This is a genomic window from Pseudomonas sp. FG86 (genome assembly GCF_057808775.1).
Genome location: NZ_JBMDIS010000065.1, coordinates 16,731 through 36,342, shown reverse-complemented (window position 1 = coordinate 36,342; position 19,612 = coordinate 16,731). Strand labels below are relative to the sequence as shown.

17 protein-coding genes are annotated in these 19,612 nt (G+C 61.5%); 9 read left to right on the top strand and 8 right to left on the bottom strand.

The features are described 5' to 3' along the window. Positions 1-66: 66 nt before the first annotated feature. A complete protein-coding gene (locus ACODSV_RS27625; RefSeq protein ID WP_024075793.1) occupies positions 67-546 on the bottom strand; it encodes a P-loop nucleotide/nucleoside kinase family protein in 480 nt (159 codons plus the stop codon). Between the two features lie 157 nt (positions 547-703). On the opposite strand from ACODSV_RS27625, the gene ACODSV_RS27620 reads away from it, so the two are divergent. After that, entirely contained in the window at positions 704-1,126 is a 423-nt protein-coding gene (locus ACODSV_RS27620) for a DUF2231 domain-containing protein (RefSeq protein ID WP_024075794.1), read from the top strand. Then, entirely contained in the window at positions 1,123-2,415 is a 1,293-nt protein-coding gene (locus ACODSV_RS27615) for a PQQ-dependent sugar dehydrogenase (RefSeq protein WP_150055996.1), read from the top strand. The genes ACODSV_RS27620 and ACODSV_RS27615 overlap by 4 nt, the downstream gene beginning before the upstream one ends. A gap of 158 nt (positions 2,416-2,573) precedes the next feature. On the opposite strand, the gene ACODSV_RS27610 is transcribed toward ACODSV_RS27615, so the two are convergent. Then, a complete protein-coding gene (locus ACODSV_RS27610) occupies positions 2,574-3,506 on the bottom strand; it encodes a magnesium transporter CorA family protein (RefSeq protein ID WP_069075852.1) in 933 nt (310 codons plus the stop codon). Between the two features lie 6 nt (positions 3,507-3,512). After that, positions 3,513-5,099 carry a RimK family ATP-grasp domain-containing protein gene (locus tag ACODSV_RS27605; protein WP_150055997.1) on the bottom strand — a complete coding sequence of 529 codons (1,587 nt, stop codon included), beginning with the start codon at positions 5,097-5,099 and terminating at the stop codon, positions 3,513-3,515. Between the two features lie 94 nt (positions 5,100-5,193). On the opposite strand from ACODSV_RS27605, the gene ACODSV_RS27600 reads away from it, so the two are divergent. Further along, positions 5,194-6,288, top strand: coding sequence for a peptidase C39 family protein (locus tag ACODSV_RS27600; protein WP_102625449.1), 1,095 nt, complete (start codon positions 5,194-5,196; stop codon positions 6,286-6,288). A gap of 4 nt (positions 6,289-6,292) precedes the next feature. On the opposite strand, the gene sfnG is transcribed toward ACODSV_RS27600, so the two are convergent. Then, positions 6,293-7,378, bottom strand: a complete 1,086-nt coding sequence (gene sfnG / locus ACODSV_RS27595) for a dimethylsulfone monooxygenase SfnG (protein ID WP_024075799.1) — start codon at positions 7,376-7,378, stop codon at positions 6,293-6,295. A gap of 267 nt (positions 7,379-7,645) precedes the next feature. On the opposite strand from sfnG, the gene ACODSV_RS27590 reads away from it, so the two are divergent. Further along, positions 7,646-8,884 carry an acyl-CoA dehydrogenase family protein gene (locus tag ACODSV_RS27590; protein WP_150055998.1) on the top strand — a complete coding sequence of 413 codons (1,239 nt, stop codon included), beginning with the start codon at positions 7,646-7,648 and terminating at the stop codon, positions 8,882-8,884. 64 nt (positions 8,885-8,948) lie between these two features. Here the strand turns inward: ACODSV_RS27590 and ACODSV_RS27585 are convergent, their stop codons facing one another. The 4 genes from ACODSV_RS27585 to ACODSV_RS27570 all read right to left on the bottom strand — a co-directional run bounded on the left by ACODSV_RS27585 (position 8,949) and on the right by ACODSV_RS27570 (position 12,664). Continuing rightward, positions 8,949-9,734, bottom strand: coding sequence for a sulfite exporter TauE/SafE family protein (locus tag ACODSV_RS27585; protein ID WP_150055999.1), 786 nt, complete (start codon positions 9,732-9,734; stop codon positions 8,949-8,951). An 82-nt stretch (positions 9,735-9,816) separates the two neighbouring features. Beyond that, a complete protein-coding gene (locus tag ACODSV_RS27580) occupies positions 9,817-10,596 on the bottom strand; it encodes a class I SAM-dependent methyltransferase (RefSeq protein ID WP_024075802.1) in 780 nt (259 codons plus the stop codon). Between the two features lie 58 nt (positions 10,597-10,654). After that, entirely contained in the window at positions 10,655-11,959 is a 1,305-nt protein-coding gene (locus ACODSV_RS27575) for an ATP-binding protein (RefSeq protein ID WP_150056000.1), read from the bottom strand. A 3-nt stretch (positions 11,960-11,962) separates the two neighbouring features. Then, positions 11,963-12,664 carry a response regulator gene (locus ACODSV_RS27570; protein WP_024075804.1) on the bottom strand — a complete coding sequence of 234 codons (702 nt, stop codon included), beginning with the start codon at positions 12,662-12,664 and terminating at the stop codon, positions 11,963-11,965. Positions 12,665-12,949: 285 nt separating this feature from the next. Between ACODSV_RS27570 and ACODSV_RS27565 the strand changes: the two genes are divergently transcribed. The 5 genes from ACODSV_RS27565 to ACODSV_RS27545 all read left to right on the top strand — a co-directional run bounded on the left by ACODSV_RS27565 (position 12,950) and on the right by ACODSV_RS27545 (position 19,561). Next, the gene (locus ACODSV_RS27565; protein WP_150055921.1) at positions 12,950-14,092 is read left to right on the top strand and encodes an efflux RND transporter periplasmic adaptor subunit; all 1,143 of its coding nucleotides are present in this window, start codon (positions 12,950-12,952) and stop codon (positions 14,090-14,092) included. Between the two features lie 6 nt (positions 14,093-14,098). Beyond that, positions 14,099-17,188, top strand: a complete 3,090-nt coding sequence (locus tag ACODSV_RS27560; protein WP_150055922.1) for an efflux RND transporter permease subunit — start codon at positions 14,099-14,101, stop codon at positions 17,186-17,188. Positions 17,189-17,388: 200 nt separating this feature from the next. After that, positions 17,389-18,030 (top strand): DUF1345 domain-containing protein, encoded by a 642-nt coding sequence (locus ACODSV_RS27555; protein ID WP_150055802.1) that lies wholly within the window; start codon positions 17,389-17,391, stop codon positions 18,028-18,030. A gap of 128 nt (positions 18,031-18,158) precedes the next feature. Then, the gene (locus ACODSV_RS27550) at positions 18,159-19,007 is read left to right on the top strand and encodes a hypothetical protein (protein ID WP_150055801.1); all 849 of its coding nucleotides are present in this window, start codon (positions 18,159-18,161) and stop codon (positions 19,005-19,007) included. A 134-nt stretch (positions 19,008-19,141) separates the two neighbouring features. Further along, the gene (locus ACODSV_RS27545) at positions 19,142-19,561 is read left to right on the top strand and encodes a hypothetical protein (RefSeq protein ID WP_150055800.1); all 420 of its coding nucleotides are present in this window, start codon (positions 19,142-19,144) and stop codon (positions 19,559-19,561) included. Positions 19,562-19,612: the final 51 nt, after the last annotated feature.

The following is a 19,612-nucleotide window of genomic DNA, read 5'->3' as shown; positions in this document are numbered from 1 at the left end:
CAGAAGGCGATGTACGCTTAACTGAACGGCATTAGGGCAAGCCCGCTCGCCACAAGAGACCTGAACTCAAGGGCGATGCACCTCGATCACCAACCCCTCCTCCACCCGCGGCACGCTGAAGTGCCGCGTGATCAGGTCAAACTCGGCATCGGTCGCCGCAAAATCATGTTCGCCTCGCGCGTTGCGTGCGTGCAGGCGAGCGCGGCAGGTGTCGTCGTCCAACTCAAGGTAATGCAGGCAATGCGGCACCTGTGCCACCTGCGCCAGGCCACGCAGCCACTCTCGATTGGCCAGGGTGTTGGCCGGAAAATCCAGCACGACATTGAGCCCTGACTTCAACAGGTCAACCACCAGCGGCGTTAATACGCCACGAATGCGTTGGGCACAGCGCAGGTAATCGGCCACCGAGAGAACCTCCCCAGGGTAGAGCTGCGCCAGCCAAGTGTCTTCACTGAGCAGGATCGCTGCGTGTTCGGCGACCAGTTCTTTGGCGAGGGTAGATTTGCCGGCGGCAATCTTGCCGCACAGCAGATGCAGGGTGGGCATGGCACGGCTCCTTTTGTGAGGCCATGAAGCATGCCAGCTTTCCGGCTGAATCATCATATTTAGACACGAATTACCCTGAACTTTCTGACAGGCACCGCGTTCATTTCCTATGCGCTGCCCCGCCCAGGGGCGTTGGTTTACAAGGAGCCGTTCCCACATGACTACCCTCCCCGCCTATCGCCACACACCCGGACCGCTGCATGCCACCTTGCTGGCGGGTACCGTGCCGCTGTTTCTCGGTGCCCTGATCAGTGACATTGCCTACGGCCAGACCTACCAGATTCAATGGGCCAATTTCGCCTCCTGGCTGATTGCCGGCGCGTTGGTGTTCTGTGGATTCGCCCTGTTGTTCGCCTTGGTCAACCTGCTGCGCGCCGAACACAAGGTCGGCCGACCCGCCGTGTATTGCCTGTTGCTGTTGGCGACCTGGGTACTCGGGCTGGTCAACGCTTTCCAGCATGCCAAGGACGCCTACGCCATGATGCCGACCGGCCTGGTGCTGTCGGTGGTCGTGACAGTGCTGAGCGTGGTTGCGACCTGGGTCGGCCTGACTAACCTGCGCTCGGGAGCTGCCCAATGAAAGCGTCCAATACACTCACCCTGTTAAGCGCCGCGCTGCTGCTCAGTGCCTGCGGCGGCGAAGGCGACAACACCCAGGCCCGTGGCCCCGACCCAAAACTGCCGGAGCAGCAAAGCAGCCTGCTGCCCAGCATGAAGATTGCCGAACCCACGCCCTGGGGCAACGAGAAGCCCAAGGTGCCCGACGGCTACAGCGTCACCGCCATCGCCACCGACCTGGCCATCCCGCGCCAGACCCTGGTATTGCCCAATGGCGACATCCTCGTTGCCGAAGGTCGTGGCGGCAGCGCGGCCAAGCTCAAGCCCAAGGATGTGATCGCCAGCGTGATCAAGGCCCAGGGCAATACCAAGGTCAAGAGCGGCAACCGCATTACCCTGCTGCGCGATGCGGACGGCGACGGCACCTATGAACTGAAAACCGTGTTCGCCGACAACCTCAACGCCCCCTACGGCCTGGCCTTTGCCGACGGTAAACTCTACGTCGCCAACCAGGACGCGCTGGTGCGCTTCGACTACACCGACGGCCAGACCAAAGCCAGCGGCGCCCCGGTCAAAGTCACCGACCTGCCGGCGCAGATCAACCACCACTGGACCAAATCCCTGGCCGTGAGTGACGATGGGCGCCACCTGTATGTGGGCATCGGCTCCAACAGCAACATCACTGAACGCGGCATGGAAGTGGAGATCGACCGCGCAATGGTCTGGCAGGTCGATGCCACCACCGGCGCGCACAGACCCTACGCCACCGGCTTGCGCAACCCGACGGCCCTGACGATCCAACCCAACTCCGGGCAACTGTGGACAGTGGTCAACGAACGCGATGAACTCGGCCCCGACCTGGTGCCCGACTACCTGACCTCGGTGCGCGAAGGTGCCTTCTACGGCTGGCCCTACAGCTACTGGGGGCAAAACGTCGACCCGCGTGCACAACCGCAAAACCCGGCCAAGGTGGCCGCCGCGATCAAGCCCGATTACAGCCTCGGCTCCCACGTAGCGGCACTGGGCGTCGACTTTTCCATCGCGGCCATGGGTGAACAATTCGCCGAGGGTGTATTTGTCGGCGAACACGGCAGTTGGAACCGCGACAACCCGGTGGGCTACAAAGTCATCTTCGTGCCGTTCAGCCATGGCAAGCCAGCTGGCCAGCCCATCGACTTCGCCACCGGCTTCCGCGGCGACGACGGCAAGACCCGTGGACGCCCGGTAGGCGTCACGGTCGACCCGAAAGGCGCCCTGATCATTGCGGACGACTTGGCCAATACCATTTGGCGGGTGACACGCAATCAGTAACAGCGCCTGAACGGCAGTTGCTCTGCTTCGGCCCCCGTTAAACCGCGCTGGCCGGAGGCAGGCTTGAATCCGTGGACCACGGATTCAAGCCTGCCTCGGGGCTCGTGTCCGCCGTAAGGGCGCAACCACGGATAAGCCCACCGAACCACCGTCCCCCTTCACATCGCCGCACCCGCTATCCGCTTCAATCCCATCACCATCAACCCGGCCCCCAACCCCATCGCTGCCAAAAACAACGGGTATGACACCCACCACGGCGTCCCCGCCGTCATCATGCTGAACTCCGACATGCCGCCAATGCTGGCGATCAGGTTAAGCGGTAGGAACACCACGTTGATCAGGGTCAGCTTGCGCAGTAGGTTGTTCATGCTGTTGTTCATCAGGTTGCCGCGCGCGTCGATCAACCCGGAAAACACGTTGGAATAGATCTCGGCCTGTTTGTAGCATTGGTGGTTCTCGATGATCAGGTCGTCGATCAGACCCAGAATCTCGCTGCTGAACTGTTCCTTCCCGGCATGGTTGCGCAGGCGCGAGAGCACCGCGCCGTTGCTGTGCAGCGCGTTGATGTAATAGATCAGGCTTTCACTGAGGTTGAACATCTGCATCAGGTGATGGTTGCTCATGGACGCGTTGAACTGTTGCTGCAACTCCCGCGCGACCAGCTTGATCACCTTGAGGTGGCCGAGGTAGTGGTGGATGTTGTTCAGCAGCAGGTCAAGCAACACGTCGAGCGGCGTATGCAGCGGCCGGCGCTTGCCCAGGCCGGTCAGCGGGGTTTCGTCGGGGGCGATCACCAGCAGGCGGCCAGGCGAAAACAACAAGCCGCAGGATGACACTTCGAACACCAGGTTGCCGCCACCGGAGTAGTTTTCCGGGCGCTTCCAGATCAGGAACAGGTTGTCGGGGTGGAATTCGATACGTGACACTTCGTCGGGATCGAGCGCCGAGGCCAGGGCATGTTCATCCAGCTTGTGGTGGTCGCGCAGCCACTCACGCTCGACCAGGTCAGGGTTGTTGAACAGCAGGATCGGGGCATCGTCATTGTCCCCGCGGCGCAGTTTTCCATCGGTCAGTTCAAAGCGCTGGATCATCCCGACTCACCAGGCCTGGCCCTGACGCTTCAACTCCAGGCGCCGCACAAACTCTTCCAGCACCAGGCTGTACAGGTCGTCCTGCAAGTAGGCATCTTCGATACCCGCGTCCAGGTTGGGATTGTCGTTGACTTCGATCACCACCACCTTGTCGCCGGACTGCTTGAGGTCTACGCCGTAGAGGCCGTCGCCGATCAGGTTGGCGGTCTTCACCGCCAGTTCCACCACCGCCTTGGGCGCCTCATGGACCGCCAGGGTACGGCATTCGCCGTTGATGTCCTGGCCGATGGCCTTGTGGTTGTAGATCTGCCAATGGCCCTTGGACATAAAGTACTGGCAGGCAAAAATCGGCTTGCGGTTGAGCACGCCAATACGCCAGTCGTACTCGGTATAGAAAAACTCCTGGGCCAGCAGCAGGACCGAATGTTCGAACAGTTCGGCGGTGGCCTTGAGCAAGGCTTCCTGGCTTTCCACCTTGATCACGCCTCGGGAGAAACACCCATCGGGGATTTTCAACACCAGGGGGAAGCCGAGGCGCTCGCCCACCCGTTCGAAGTCTTCCGGTCGCTCCTTGTACAGAATCTCGGTGGCCGGCATGCCCAGTTGATGGCTATTGAGCAAATCGGTGAGGTAGACCTTGTTGGTACAGCGCAGGATCGACGCCGGGTCATCCATCACCACCAACCCTTCGCTTTCGGCTTTCTTGGCAAAGCGGTAGGTATGGTTGTCGATACTGGTGGTCTCACGGATCAGCAAAGCGTCGTATTCGGCCAGGCGCGCGTAGTCTTTGCGCTCGATCAGCTCCACATCGATACCCAGCCCCTTGCCGACCCGCACGAAATTGTCCAGGGCGCGGGCGTTGGACGGCGGCAATTGCTCCTGGGGATCGTGAAGAATCGCCAGGTCATAGCGGGCCATGCGTCGTGAGCGTGGCTGGCGCCAGATCTTGCGACTGAAGTTGTCGAGGGCGTGGGCGAATTGATCTTCCTGGTCATCGCGCAACTTGTGCAATACACCGGACTTGACCCCCTCTATGTGCCAGCCGTTATTCTTTCTGAATTCAACTAAGAGGATTGGGCACGGAAAGGCCTCAAACAATTGACGGGCCAATTCCTGCAACGGTTCTATATTGGTTCGACCAAAGTAAAGGGTCAGGGTAAAGCCCTCGGTATTACTGTAGAGATGATGACTCAAGGCTTTATCGAGGGTTTTATCCAGGTCATCCAACGCCAGGCCATACAATGACTTTCGGGTCAGTTCACTGATGGTACGCACCGACGGAATTACCTTGTGACCGCGCGCCTCGGCCAGCAGCGAGCAGTAGTAGCCGTGGCCCAGGTACTTGTAGCTGCGGCACAGGTTGATTACCTGCACGCGCTTGCCCGTCTCGTTTTCCCGGGTGTGTTCCAGGTATTCCTGGGCGGTGACGATGTCTTCGCTGGGGAAATAAGAGGCCCAATCTTCCTTGCGCTCGACAATGATCACGACTTGACTTGCGCCTCTGGGCAAAACAGAAAAATAACCTTTGGAAGTTATTGTCGCCGCGACAGTTTGCTCGGATACTTCACGCCAATGACCTTGTACCGCTGACATAATATTTGATCCGCTTTAGAGAACTCGACCTTTTCTATTAAGCACGATCTTTTAGAGAAGTCCCGTTTCGTTACGCAACTTTTACGGCGGTCATATGGCTCTTTTCTTTCGCGTTGCAACCCCCGGCGATGTGCCGGCATTAGTCGTACTGGAACAGCATTGTTTCACCACCGACCGGCTGTCACCGCGCAGTTTCCAGTGGATGATCAGCCGCGCCCACGGCCAACTGCTGGTGGCCGAACAGGACGGGCAATTACTGGGCTATGCGCTGCTGCTGTTCCATCGCGGCACCTCGCTGGCACGTTTGTACTCCATCGCCATCGCCGCGCACGCACGCGGCCTGGGCCTGGGCAAACAACTGCTGGCCCGCGCCGAGGCCTGTGCCGTAGAGCACGACTGCGCCTACCTGCGCTTGGAAGTGCGCACCGACAACCCTGGCGCCCTCGCCCTGTATGAACGCACGGGCTACCGGCGCTTTGCCCTGATCAACGATTACTACGAAGACCATGCCCCCGCCTTGCGCCTGGAGAAGCGCATCGTCCAGCACCACGACGCGCGTCCGCAGAGCGTGCCGTATTACCCGCAAACCACCGATTTCACCTGTGGCGCCGCGTGCCTGTTGATGGCCATGGGCGCGCTGGTGCCTGCGCGCGTGGCGTTGCGCCGCGAAGAGCTGCAAATCTGGCGGGAAGCGACCACCGTGTTCATGACCGCCGGCCATGGCGGCTGCAGCCCCCAGGGCCTGGCGCTGGCCGCCTGGCGTCGCGGTTTTCGGGTGCGCATGCAGGTGAATGTCAGCGGGCCGCTGTTTCTCGATGGCGTGCGCGATCAACATAAAAAGGACGTGATGCGCGTGGTGCACGAAGCCTTCGAGGAAGAATTGGCCAGCAGCGACGTCGAGCAGGTACTCGGCGGCACGCTGGACTTGCCTCGGGTATTACGCGAGGGCGGGCAGCCGCTGGTGTTGATCAGCAGCTACCGCCTCACGCGCTCTAAGTCGCCCCACTGGGTGATGGTCACCGACTGCGACGATGACTTCGTCTACCTGCACGACCCGGATGTGGACCACAGCCAGCACCGCCAGCCCCTGGACTGCCAGCATTTGCCGGTCAGCCATGGCGAGTTCGAACGCATGTGCCGCTTCGGCAACAACAAATTGCGCGCGGCGGTGCTCGTGTTTACGCGGTAAACGCTCAGGCCACCTGCTTGATCCCGGCCTTGGCTTCCAGCTCGCGCACCAGCGGCAATACGCGCTTGCCGAAGTACTCCACTTCTTCCTGGAAGTGCAGGAAGCCGGCCAGCACCAGGTCGACGCCCACCGCCTTGAGCGCGACGATGCGCTCGGCAATCTGCTGCGGGGTGCCGATCAGGTTGGTCTTGAAGCCGTCGTTGTATTGCACCAGGTCTTCGAAGCTGGACTTGGCCCAGTTGCCCTCGCCTTCCGGCGAAGCCTTGCCCGCTTGTTTGGCCGCATCACCAAAGGCGTTGACCGCCTCGGGGTCGGCCTTGTCGATGATTTCCGCGAGCACGGCGCGGGCTTCTTCCTCGGTATCGCGGGCGATCACGAAGGCGTTGACGCCGACTTTCACCGAATGGTTGTTGGCGGCGGCCTTGGCGCGGATATCGTCGACCTGGGCCTTGATGCCTTCCGGGGTGTTGCCGTTGGTGAAGTACCAGTCGGACACCCGCGCCGCCATATCCCGCGCCGCCCGCGAGCTGCCGCCCTGGAACACTTCCGGTTGGCCCAGGGGCTTGGGCTTGAGGGTGTAGTTGTTGAAGCGATAGAAGTCGCCCTTGAAGGTGAAGTCGTCCTGGCTCCAGATGCCTTTCAAGGCACGGATGAATTCTTCGGAGCGGCGGTAGCGCTCGTCGTGTTCCAACCAATGTTCGCCGATGGCCTGGAACTCGCCCTTGAACCAGCCACTGACGATGTTCACCGCGATACGGCCATTGGTCAGTTGATCGATGGTCGCCAATTGCTTGGCCGCCAGCGCCGGTTGCCAGGGGCCGGGCAAAATCGCCGCAATCACCTTGAGCTTGGTGGTCGCTGCCAGCAGGGCATGGCTGAACGCCACGGATTCATGCTGGTTCTCCGCGCCGTAGCCGGCGGTAAAGCGAATCTGCGTCAGGCCATATTCGAAGCCGGCCTCTTCGGCCAATTGCGCCAGTTTGCGGTTGTAGTCGATGCCCCAATGGGTGCGTTGCTCGATTTTGCTGACCACCAGCCCACCACTGACGTTGGGCACCCAATAGGCAAATTTCACGGCTTGTTGACTCATCTGACGATACCTCGCACACAGGGATGTACCCAGGGCTTGAGCAGCAAGCGTGCCAGCCAGCGGCAAACGCCCATGCCATGGGTGTTGCGGCAAACCTGCGGCACCCAGCGGCGGTGAATGCGGATGTCAGGGTTTGCGACGATTTGTCGGTTTGCTGTTGCTGGAGCAACAGCGAACGCGGCAAGTCCCCCGTAAACAGGGGCTCTGGTACCCGGCACGGAGTGTGCAATCACTCCTGGCATCGATCACTGCCCCGGAGCCTTTCCCATGACCGAACAACACGTCATCAACCCGCTGTCCATTGGCGTCGACTACCCCACCCTGGCCGCACGCTTCCGGCCGATCTTCCAGCGCATCGCCGAAGGCGCGGTGCAGCGCGAGCAAACCCGCGCCCTGCCCTATGAGCCAATCCAGTGGCTAAAGGACGCCGGCTTTGGCGCAGTGCGAGTGCCCGTGGAATACGGTGGCGGTGGTGCGTCCCTGCCGCAATTGTTTGAACTGCTGATCGAACTGGCCGCCGCCGACTCCAATGTGCCCCAGGCCCTGCGCGGGCACTTCGCCTTTGCCGAAGACCGCTTGAATGCGCCGCCCAGTGCCGGTCGCGACCTGTGGTTCAAGCGCTTTGTCGACGGCGATATCGTTGGCTGCGCCTGGACCGAAATCGGCAACGTGGCCATCGGTGATGTGGTCACCCAGGTCACCCCGGATGGCGACCAGTGGAAGCTCAACGGCGAGAAGTTCTACAGCACTGGCAGCATTTTCGCCGACTGGATCGATGTCTACGCCCAGCGCAGTGACACCGGTGGCGATGTGATCGCCGCCACCCGCGCGCGCCAGCCTGGCGTGGCCCACAGAGATGACTGGGACGGCTTCGGCCAACGCACCACCGGCAGCGGCACCTCGCGCTTTACTGACGCGGTGGTCGAAGCGGAAAACGTGATCGATTTTGCTACCCGCTTCAAATACCAGACCGCGTTTTACCAGCTCGTGCTGCTGGCCAGCCTGGCCGGGATCGGCCGCGCGGCGCTTAACGATGTGGCGCAGCAGGTGCGCAACCGCAAGCGCATCTACAGCCATGGCAATGCCCCCCATGTCAGCCAGGATGCGCAGATTCAGCAAGTGGTGGGCGAAGTCGCGGCGCTGGTATATGCCGCTCAAGCCACTGCGTTGAAAGCCGCAGTGCCGGCGCAACGGGCGTACCTGGCACGGTTCGCCGGGGATGATGTTGCCGAGCGCGAGGCCAATGTGGCCGCCGAAATCGAGTCGGCCACCGCGCAGGTGGTGGTGTCGGAGTTGATCCAGCGTGCCACCAGTGAGTTGTTCAACGCGCTGGGGGCCTCGGATGTGCGCCAGGGCAAAGCCCTCGACCGGCATTGGCGCAATGCGCGGACCGTGTCGTCACACAACCCGGTGATCTACAAGGCGCGAATTGTCGGGGATTGGGTGATCAATGGCACCGAGCCGCCGTTTGTGTGGCAGATCGGCAATGGCCCGGCGAAAGTTTGAAGCTGAGCCGGGTCAAAACGGCGGAAAGGGGCTTGTCCCCTCCCACAGTCGGACGGCGTACACCTCAAAAGGCCAGTTTGTAGCCAATGGTCATCAACATGATCGCCAGGCACGGGCGCAATACCGCGTCCGGCACTTTGCCGGTCATGTGGCTGCCGAGGTAGATCCCCGGCAGCGACCCCATCAGCAAGAAACCCAACAGGTGCCAGTCCATATTGCCCATGCCGGCGTGGCCCAGGCCCGCCACCAGGGTCAGGGGCACGGCGTGGGCGATTTCGGTCCCCACCAGGCGCCGCGTGGCGAGGAACGGGTACAGGATAAACAGCGCCACCGTACCGAGGGCGCCAGCGCCGATGGAGGTCAGGGCGACCATGGTGCCCAGCACGGCCCCCGTCACCACCGTCAGCGTGTTCAGGTTACGCGGGTGCATATGGTAATCGTCGCCGGCATGGCGTTGGGCGAAGGCCAACAGCCGTTGCTTGAACAGGATCGCCAGGGCCGTCAGCAGCAGCACTACGCCGAGAGCCTGCTTGATCACAGCGTTCATGGCGCTGGGGTCGGTGTGCAGGCTGGCGAGGAACCACAGGGTCAGCAACACGGCGGGCACGCTGCCCAGGGTCAGCCACCCGGTGATGGACCAGTCGATGTTCTTGTTCTTGCTGTGCACCAGCACCCCACCGGACTTGGTGATGGCGGCGTACAGCAGGTCGGTGCCCACGGCGGTGGCCGGGTTGATACCGAACCACAACAGGATCGGGGTCATCAAGGAGCCCCCGCCGACACCGGTCATGCCAACGATAAAACCAACGATCAGGCCAGCAATCACAAAACCAAAATTACCCACTTCCATCACTGCTACCTGCGGCCTTATAAATTTCTGGCCGCAGGATAGCGATTTTTCTTATAACGACTTATATCAATGTGATCTGACTTTATGCCTTTTTGGTCAGTTTGTGGCTGACGTAGGCTTGGGTCTGATAGGGGAATGCCACGGTGTCGCGGCCTTTCAGCGCGGGGTGGGTCGCGATCAGGGTGCGCAATTGTTCGGTCACCAGGGCTTTTTCAGCAGCGGGCAAGGCAGCGATAAAGCTCACGGAGAGGAAGCGATCCATGATCACTTCCTGCGGGCTGCCGACATGGTTGTAGGGGAAACACGTCACCTGAGGATCGGAAAAGTACTCGCCGGTGAACGCTTCGCGCCAACGCCCGGTGTGAAAGCGCGGGGTGTCGCCCTCGTATGGCGTGATGATCGCGGTGATGGCGGCCACCCAATCCACCGATTCATCGCGCACATTCCACACCAACCCCAGGCGCCCGTCGGGTTTAAGCACACGGTGGATTTCCGCCAGCGCGGCCTCGGTGGAAAACCAATGGAAAGCCTGGGCACACACCACCGCATCGGCCGTCGCGCTTGGCAGGGGGATGGATTCAGCTGTGCCGTTGACCAGGCGTACGTCGGGCAGCAGTTTATGCAACTGCGCGGCCATGGCGTCCACCGGCTCGACGGCGATCAGCGTCGGTGCCAGGGTGTTGAGCAAGCGCGTGAATTTGCCAGTGCCCGCCCCCAGGTCGATCACCGTAGAGTGCGCATTGATCTGCAGCGTGTCGCTGAGCCAACCGGTGAGTTGCCGGGGATAATTCGGGCGGCCCTGGGCATAAGTGACGGCCTGGGACGAGAAACCCTGCTGAGCAGACGTGTGGACACCAGTCATTGCCAATCTCTCCTCGGGTAAAACGGGGGCACAGTGTGCGCCCTTCCCGGCCAACTTTCTAATCGGCCTGACAGGGCAACCACGCACGAAACCGGGCGCCGCCCAGCGGCGAGGCCTCGGCGGTCAAGGTGCCGCCCTGGGCCTCGAGGGCGCGCCGGCTGATCGCCAGGCCCAGGCCGAAGCCACCGGTGGCTCGGTCGCGGCTGCGGTCAAGGCGATAGAACGGTTCGAAGATGCGTTCGCGCTGATCCAGCGGGATGCCGATACCGTCGTCATCGACCCAGATTTCACAGCCCTTGGGGCAGACCTTGACGCCTAACTGGATGCGCTTGTCACAGTAGCGCGTCGCGTTGCGCAACAGGTTTTGCAGGGCACGCGCGGTCAAGCGCGGGTCAAGACTGAAGCGCTCGACGCTGCAGTCGAGGACTACGTCGATGACAATCTCGGGGTTTTCCAGTTCGTCATCGACGCTGCCCAATACGCTGTCGATAAACTCGTCGAGCACCACGTCGACCCGCTCCGGCAGTTGCGCGGGGTTTTGCAGGCGACTGTAGGAAAGCAATTCCAACACCAGCTCATCCAGCTCACGAATATGGGCCACCAGGCTTTGCAGGCGCTCACGGCTAGCCTGCGGCAAGTCTTCGGACAGCGCCAGGGCCAGGCCGAAGTCCAGGCGCGTCAACGGCGTGCGCAGCTCGTGGGACACGGCGTTGAGCAAGTCTCGCTGCTGGTTCAGCAGGTGCTCGATATCGTCGGCCATGGTGTCGAACACCGCCGCCAGGCTGCCGATATTGGAGCTGGGTGGGATATGCGTGCGTGCACCCAGGTTGCCCTTGCCCAATTGCGCGGCGGTGCTTTTGAGGCGCTCCAGGTCGCGCCAATGGGGGCGCAGCCACACCAACAGGCAGGCCAGTAACGCGGCGCCGATCAGCACGTTCATCGACCAGTACAGCAGGTTCATGTCCAGCGGGTCCGGCGGCACGGTCAGCTTGACCGCGAACTGCGCATTGATCGGCGAACTGATTTCCTCCATCCAGCCCCACTCGCCCAGGTGAATCACCGGTTTGCCTTGTGCCAGCAGCGCCTCTTCTTCAGGGGTGTAGCGCGCATCCTGGCGCAGCAGCAGTTCGACTTTCAGCGGTGCGAAATCGCGGCCCAGTTGCTCGGTGACCTGGGACCAGCGCTCCACTGGCGCCCGCTGGTACTGTTTGACGATCAGGGTTTGCATGCCCCGGGACTGCTCGACGTTGTAGGCCAGGTAACGGTGTTCGAAGACCTGGACCACCAGCTTGGGAATCAGGTAGATCGCCGCGCTGAAGGTGACGATGGTGATCAGGTAGAGGCGTAGCAGCACACGAAACATGGATCAGCATTCCCACTCGGAACGACTGAACAGGTAGCCCTTGCCCCACACGGTCTTGATCTTGCGCGCCTCGCCAGCGTGGTCGTCGAATTTGCGGCGCAGCTTGGAAATCGCCACGTCCACCGAGCGGTCGGTGCCGTTGAACTCGATGCCGCGCAGGCGTTGCAGGATCTGGTCGCGGCTGAGCACCTCGCCGGCATGCCGTGCCAGCACCACCAGCAGGTTGTATTCACCGCTGGACAACTCCACCGCCTGCTCACGCCAACTCACGGTGCGTTCCGACAGGTCGATGCACAGGTTGCCCATGACGATCTGGTCGTTGGCCACCTGGGGCTCCGACAGACTGCTGCGGCGCAGCAATGTGCGGACACGGGCGAGCAGCACGCGCGGTTCGCAGGGTTTGGTCACATAGTCATCGGCGCCCATTTCCAGGCCCAGCACCTGGTCATGGCTGTCATCACGGGCGGTCAGCATCAGGATCGGCAGGCCCGCCGAGTCGGCGCGCAGCAAGCGGCACACTTGCAAGCCATCGAGACCGGGCAGCATCAGGTCGAGGATCACCAGGTCGGGCGGGTTGAGGCGCGCGCGTTCGCGCACATGATCGCCCCGGCTGAGCACACTGACGTGGTAACCGTTGCGTTCCAGGTAGCTGGCAATCAGCTCGGAGAGAGCGGCGTCGTCTTCGACCAGGAGGATGTTGGGCATGATGTTTCCAGAAATACAGTGATGTGTCGTTCACAAATCCCATGTGGGAGCAGGCTTGCCTGCTATGGCGGTGCTTCAGATACAGAGTCGTTGACTGATTCACCGCTATCGGGGGCAAGCCCCCTCCCACATTGGACCTTCAGTGTTTGCAGGATTGTGCAAGGATATACGCCCTCGGTGCCCTGCGGGCCGCACCTTACATTTCTTCACAGACGACCTACACAGCTTCACAGCACCACGGCGCAGGTGGCCTTAGGATGCGCCAGTCAATATTGGGATAAGAGCATGTCGAAGAATCTGTTTGCGCCGTTTTGCCTGTTGGCCCTGACGCTGGCACTCAGCGCCTGTGACAAGTCGGCCGATGAGGCACCGGCAATGCCCCCGGTCAAAGTGAGGATCGAAACCCTTGCAGCCAAGCCCCTGTCCATCACCAGCGAATTGAGCGGGCGTATCGCCGCGCCGCGCATTGCCGAAGTGCGTGCGCGGGTCGCCGGGGTGGTGATGCAACGGGTGTTCAAGGAAGGCCATGACGTCAAACAGGGCGACGTGCTGTTTCGCATCGACCCAGCACCGTTCAAGGCCGACCTGGACAGTGCCCAGGCCAACCTGAGCAAAGCCGAGGCCAATGCGTTCCAGGCGCGCCTGCAGGAGCAGCGCTACAGCCAGTTGGTGGAAGGCAATGCCATCAGCGGCCAGGACTACGACAACGCCCGCGCCGCCGTGCGCCAGACCAACGCCGAAGTCGCCGCCAACAAGGCCGCCGTCGAGCGCGCCAGGCTGAACCTGGGCTATGCCACCGTGACCGCGCCGATTTCCGGGCGCATCGGCCGCGCACTGGTAACCGAGGGGGCGCTGGTCGGCCAGAACGAGGCCACGCCACTGGCGCTTATCCAGCAACTGGACCCGATTCACGCCGACCTGACCCAGTCCACCCGCGAGCTGAACGACCTGCGCCGCGCCTTCCGCGCGGGCAGCTTGAAGCAAGTCGGCCAGGACCAGGCCAAGGCCACGTTGATCCAGGACGACGGCAGCCTGTACCCGCTGCCAGGCAAGTTGCTGTTCGCCGAAATCAGCGTCGACCCGGGCACCGGTCAAATCATCCTGCGCAGCGAGTTCCCCAACCCGGACCTCGACCTGCTGCCCGGCAGTTTTGTGCGCGTGCGCCTGGAACAGGCGGTCGACAAACAAGGTATCAGCGTGCCGCAACGCGCGATCACCCGTGACAGCGCCGGCATCCCGATGGTGCTGTTGTTGGACGCCGAACAGGTGGTGAGCCTGCAACCGGTGGAACTGGGCGCGGTCATCGAAGACCGCTGGATCGTCAGCAGCGGCCTCAAGGCCGGTGACCGTATCGTCGTCGAGGGCCTGCAACACGCGCGGCCCGGTGAAAAAGTTGAAGTGGACGACAGCCCGCTCGTAAAGGAATAACCCGTCATGCCGCAGTTTTTTATTGACCGCCCGGTGTTCGCCTGGGTGGTGGCCATGTTCATCCTGCTGGCCGGTGCGCTGGCCATCCCGCAGTTGCCGGTGGCCCAGTATCCCGACGTCGCGCCACCGAAAGTGGAAATCCATGCGGTGTATCCCGGCGCCTCGGCCCAGACCCTGGATGAAAGCGTGGTCAGCCTGATCGAGCAGGAGCTCAACGGCGCCGATCACCTGCTGTATTTCGAATCCCAGAGCAGCCTGGGTTCGGCGACCATTACCGCGACCTTCCAGCCGGGCACCAACCCGGAAATGGCCCAGGTCGATGTACAAAATCGCCTCAAGGCGGTGGAGCCGCGCCTGCCCCAAGCCGTGACCCAGCAAGGTTTGCAGGTGGAGAAAGTCTCCGCCGGTTTCCTGCTGCTGGTCACGCTCACCTCCAGCGACGGCAAGCTCGACGACGTGGCGCTCAGCGATTATCTGGCGCGCAACGTGATGAACGAGCTCAAGCGCCTGGACGGGGTGGGCAAGGCGCAGTTGTACGGTGCCGAACGCGCCATGCGCATCTGGATCGACCCGCAGAAGCTGATCGGTTTCAACCTCACACCGGCTGACGTGAATGCCGCGATCAGCGCACAGAACGCACAGGTCTCCGCCGGCAGCATCGGTGATTTGCCGGGCACCAAGACCCAGGAAATCACGGCGGCGATCCTCGTCAAGGGCCAGCTGTCGACGCCGGCGGAGTTCGCCGACATTGTGCTCAAGGCCAACCCGGACGGTTCCACCGTGCGCATCGGCGATGTGGCGCGGGTGGAAGTCGGCAGCCAGGAGTACCAGTTCTCCACACGCCTGAACGGCAAGCCCTCGACCGCCGTCAGCGTGCAACTGTCGCCAGGCGCCAACGCCCTGAGTACCGCGACCCTGGTGCGGGCGAAGATGGACGAGCTGTCGCGTTACTTCCCAGCCAATGTGGAATACAAAATTCCGTACGACACCTCGCCGTTCGTCAAGGTCTCGATCACCAAGGTGGTCTACACCCTGCTCGAAGCCATGGCGCTGGTATTCGCGGTGATGTTCCTGTTCCTGCAGAACGTGCGCTACACGCTGATCCCGACGCTGGTGGTGCCGATCGCGCTGATGGGCACCTTCGCCACCATGCTGTTGCTGGGCTTCTCGATCAACGTGTTGACCATGTTCGGCATGGTGCTGGCCATCGGCATCCTGGTGGACGATGCGATCGTCGTGGTGGAGAACGTCGATCGGATCATGGCCACCGAGGGCCTGTCGCCCAAGGACGCGACCAAGAAAGCCATGGGCCAGATCACTGGCGCTATCGTCGGCATCACCCTGGTGCTGGTCGCGGTATTCCTGCCGATGGCATTCATGCCGGGGTCGGTGGGGGTGATTTACCAGCAGTTCTCGCTGTCGATGGCCACCTCGATCCTGTTCTCGGCGTTCCTCGCCTTGACCTTGACCCCAGCCTTGTGCGCGACGCTGCTCAAGCCGATCGCCAAGGGTGATCACCACGCCAAGGGCGGCTTCTTCGGCTGGTTCAACCAGCGTTTTGAAAGCCTCACCAATCGCTACGAAGGCTGGGTGGCCTATGCCCTCAAGCGCAGCGGCCGTTACCTGCTGATCTATCTGGTGCTGCTGGTGGGCCTTGGGTGGATGTTCAGCCGCCTGCCCTCCTCGTTCCTGCCCGTGGAAGACCAGGGCTACACCATCACCGATATCCAGTTGCCCCCAGGGGCGAGCAAGAACCGCACGGTGCAGGTGGCCGAGCAGATCGAAGCGCACAACGCCGGGGAACCCGGCGTGGGTGATACCACCATGATCATGGGTTTCAGTTTCTCCGGCTCGGGGCAGAACGCGGCGCTGGCGTTTACGACGCTCAAGGATTGGTCGCAACGCAGCAGCGATGATTCCGCCGCGTCGATTGCCGACCGCGCCAACATGGCCTTCAGCGAGCTCAAGGACGCGATAGCCTATGCGATCCTGCCGCCCCCCGTGGACGGCCTGGGCACCTCCAGTGGTTTCGAGTTCCGCTTGCAGGACCGCGGCGGTGTTGGCCATGCGGCGTTGATGGCGGCACGTACCGAATTGCTCAACGCCGCCGGCAAAAGCCCGATCCTGGCCAACGTGCGCGAAACCGCCCTGGCCGAAGCCCCGCAGGTACAGCTGGAGGTGGACCGCAAGCAGGCCAACGCATTGGGCGTGGCCTTTGCCGATGTGGGCAGCGTGTTGTCGTCGGCCATCGGCTCGGCCTACGTCAACGACTTCCCCAACCAGGGCCGCATGCAACGCGTGGTGGTGCAGGCCGAAGGCGACCAGCGCAGCCAAGTGGCGGATTTGATGAAGATCAATGTGCGCAACAACGCCGGCAAGATGGTGCCGCTGTCGGCCTTTGTCGAAGCCAAATGGACCCAGGGCCCGGCGCAGTTGACGCGCTACAACGGCTACCCGGCCATCGCCATCAGCGGCGAAGCGGCGCCCGGGCACAGCACCGGCGAGGCGATGGAAGAAATCCAGCGCCTGGTCAGCCAATTGCCGGCGGGCCTGGGCCAGGAGTGGACCGGGCTATCATTGCAGGAACGCTTGTCCGGTTCCCAGGCGCCGTTGCTATTGGGTCTGTCACTGCTGATCGTGTTCCTGTGCCTGGCAGCGCTGTATGAAAGCTGGTCGATCCCCACGTCGGTATTGCTGGTGGTGCCGCTCGGCGTACTCGGCGCGGTCGTGGCCGTTTCCTTGCGCGGCATGCCCAACGATGTGTTCTTCAAGGTGGGCCTGATCACCATCATCGGCCTGTCGGCGAAAAACGCGATCCTGATCATCGAGTTCGCCAAGGATCTGTACGACCAGGGCGAAGACCTGATGAGCGCCACCCTGAAGGCCGCGCGCTTGCGCCTGCGGCCGATCATCATGACGTCGCTGGCGTTCATCCTCGGCGTGGTGCCATTGGCGATTGCCACCGGCGCCAGTTCCGCCAGCCAGCAGGCGATTGGTACGGGGGTGATTGGCGGGATGATCACGGCAACACTGGCGGTGGTGTTTGTGCCGGTGTTCTTTGTAGTTGTCATGAAGCTGGTGCGCAAAAAGAGCTAAGGCTTTTTGGGGGACACGGTAACTGTGGCGAGCGGGCTTGTCCCGCGTTGGGCTGCGCAGCAGCCCCAATAAGAGCGCTGCAGTGTGCCAGGCAGGTCCGGGGTTATGTTTTGGGGCTGCTTCGCAGCCCAACGCGGGACAAGCCCGCTCGCCACAAAAAATGCGCTAAGGTGCTCACAAATAGCCATTTGTGAGCTGCCATGCCCTTCCTCGCCCGCACCCACCCTCGCCTCTCCGCTGCCGCCGCCCTGGGCCTTGCCGCTGGCATCCTGGTGCCGGCCGACAGCGTCGTCAGCAAGATCCTCATCGGCTGGAACACCGGGGTCTGGACTTACCTGGTGCTGATGCTGTGGCTGACCATCCGCGCCAAGGCCCCGGACGTCAAACGCATCGCCGAGATCGAAGACGAAAACGCCGGCCTGGTGCTGTTCATCGTATGCATCGCCGCCATTGCGAGTTTGGCGACCATCACCTTCGAGCTGGTGGGCAGCAAAGACCTGCCGACCACCGCGCGCCTGCTGCACTACGGCTTTACCGGGCTGACCGTGATCGGCTCATGGCTGCTGATCGGGGTGATTTTCAGCGTGCATTACGCGCGCCTGTATTACACCTGGGAAGGCAAGGAGCCTGCACTGCGCTTTGCCGAAGACCTGCGCACCCCCAACTACTGGGACTTCCTGTATTTCTCCTTCACCATCGGCGTGGCCGTGCAAACGGCGGACGTGGGGGTGGCGACCCGCACCATGCGCAAAGTGGTGCTGGGGCAATCGTTGATCGGGTTCCTGTTCAACACGGCGATCCTGGGCTTCTCGATCAATATCGCCGCGGGCCTCTTTGGTTGAGGCTCAATGGCTCTTCTATCCGACGAGTGGCTCCCTGACCTGTTAGTTCTGACAGTTGTGTGCAACGTCAATATGGCGCCGAATAGCCTCACGTATGCAGCCGCACAGCGTGCCGTAGAAGCGCTGATGTGCAACTGAAAATCACCGGCTGCAACCACTTTCCGGCGGGAGAAATAATAATGCCAAGGCAAACGGCCTCAACCAGCAACCTCCTCCTCAACGGTAATTTCAGTCAATACGCAATGCACTGGAATACAACAGGCACTGTCGATTACTCCCGACAATACTGCAGAGCACTTACCGGTCAGGCCTCCCAGCAGGTCAATATCAACCCTAGTGCCAGTTACTTACTGCGCATGTGGAGTCAAGTGATCTTCAAGGGTGTTGGCGCGGTGGTGATCACCTCTGAGCCCTCGGGTACAGCCGATCGTATTGAGCTCGATGCTTTTCATCTGTGGACCAAACGAGAGTTCAACTATTCCCCTCCCGCCGGTACAACCTCCGCTACCGTCACCGTCACGGGCACGACAGGCGAGGTTTGTGTCGACGAGATTGAACTGCTCGTGGACACCACCACTCCAGTTCGACCGGAGCTGATCAGAAATGGCGAATTCATCCAAAATAACACTGATTGGACCGTAGAAAGGCCTGGGCCAACGTCAAGCGTCAGCTTCACCGCCGGTGTCTGCAGTGCGAACCTTGGGGGCTTGATCTATCAGGACATAGCGGTAGAGCCCGGCAAAACCTACAGCTTTACCCTGATGGCCGCGAACCCCACAGGCGGGGACGGCGCGGCCCGGTTGTACGACGTGGCCAATACCGGTGTTATCTTGCTGGATATTGAATTAAGAGGGCCGGAAACGTTCCAGCCCTATCAACGTAACTTCCAAGTTCCAGCCGGTACGCTCCAACTGCGTGTACTGATGGTGGGAATTACCTTTTTGAGACTAGACCGCGTGTCCTTCAAGCTCGCCTGAAGGCACTGCCGACTTGATTGAAAGTATTTGTGTGAAGTCGATAACCCAACACGTTGCGCGTTGATGTGGCAGTCCAGGTGGAGACGTAATCGCCAGGCACTCGACACGCTCCCAGCCCCCAAGGAGAAACGCTCATGACCGCCATCCACCGTCACCGTCCACCAAAACTGCATCTGGCCGCCCAGTATTTTAAAGGTATTATCGACGGCGAAGATTTCACCGCCAATATATTTTCAATCACCTGCACGGCAGGAAAATGGACGATCACCGGCAGTAGAGTCGATAGCAACGGCGTGACCCACAAGTTGCAGTTGTCGCTACCTTCAACTTATGACAAAGGCATCTATCGACTGGAGGACCATCCGGACATTCGGTTTACCTATAGCACTGATGACCTTTTAGAGCCGGTACTGCGATACGGTGCGTCCGGATTGCTCGAATTCACTGCCATTGACCCTTCAAATACCCACGCCGCGGGTGGACTCAGCGATGTCAAAACCCGTGACGACGGCAACCCAGTCTCTACCATCGCTGCGCTGTTCAGCCTGGGCTGACGCCCGAAGGTCGTTAAACTGCACATACCAAAAAGGAAGCCGAAGCTTCCT

Excerpts from the sequence above, each read along its gene's own strand:
- ACODSV_RS27625 (WP_024075793.1), bottom strand. The coding sequence starts at position 546 with ATGCCCACCCTGCATCTGCTGTGCGGCAAGATTGCCGCCGGCAAATCT.
- ACODSV_RS27620 (WP_024075794.1), top strand. The coding sequence starts at position 704 with ATGACTACCCTCCCCGCCTATCGCCACACACCCGGACCGCTGCATGCC.
- ACODSV_RS27615 (WP_150055996.1), top strand. The coding sequence starts at position 1,123 with ATGAAAGCGTCCAATACACTCACCCTGTTAAGCGCCGCGCTGCTGCTC.
- ACODSV_RS27610 (WP_069075852.1), bottom strand. The coding sequence starts at position 3,506 with ATGATCCAGCGCTTTGAACTGACCGATGGAAAACTGCGCCGCGGGGAC.
- ACODSV_RS27605 (WP_150055997.1), bottom strand. The coding sequence starts at position 5,099 with ATGTCAGCGGTACAAGGTCATTGGCGTGAAGTATCCGAGCAAACTGTC.
- ACODSV_RS27600 (WP_102625449.1), top strand. The coding sequence starts at position 5,194 with ATGGCTCTTTTCTTTCGCGTTGCAACCCCCGGCGATGTGCCGGCATTA.
- sfnG (WP_024075799.1), bottom strand. The coding sequence starts at position 7,378 with ATGAGTCAACAAGCCGTGAAATTTGCCTATTGGGTGCCCAACGTCAGT.
- ACODSV_RS27590 (WP_150055998.1), top strand. The coding sequence starts at position 7,646 with ATGACCGAACAACACGTCATCAACCCGCTGTCCATTGGCGTCGACTAC.
- ACODSV_RS27585 (WP_150055999.1), bottom strand. The coding sequence starts at position 9,734 with ATGGAAGTGGGTAATTTTGGTTTTGTGATTGCTGGCCTGATCGTTGGT.
- ACODSV_RS27580 (WP_024075802.1), bottom strand. The coding sequence starts at position 10,596 with ATGACTGGTGTCCACACGTCTGCTCAGCAGGGTTTCTCGTCCCAGGCC.
- ACODSV_RS27575 (WP_150056000.1), bottom strand. The coding sequence starts at position 11,959 with ATGTTTCGTGTGCTGCTACGCCTCTACCTGATCACCATCGTCACCTTC.
- ACODSV_RS27570 (WP_024075804.1), bottom strand. The coding sequence starts at position 12,664 with ATGCCCAACATCCTCCTGGTCGAAGACGACGCCGCTCTCTCCGAGCTG.
- ACODSV_RS27565 (WP_150055921.1), top strand. The coding sequence starts at position 12,950 with ATGTCGAAGAATCTGTTTGCGCCGTTTTGCCTGTTGGCCCTGACGCTG.
- ACODSV_RS27560 (WP_150055922.1), top strand. The coding sequence starts at position 14,099 with ATGCCGCAGTTTTTTATTGACCGCCCGGTGTTCGCCTGGGTGGTGGCC.
- ACODSV_RS27555 (WP_150055802.1), top strand. The coding sequence starts at position 17,389 with ATGCCCTTCCTCGCCCGCACCCACCCTCGCCTCTCCGCTGCCGCCGCC.
- ACODSV_RS27545 (WP_150055800.1), top strand. The coding sequence starts at position 19,142 with ATGACCGCCATCCACCGTCACCGTCCACCAAAACTGCATCTGGCCGCC.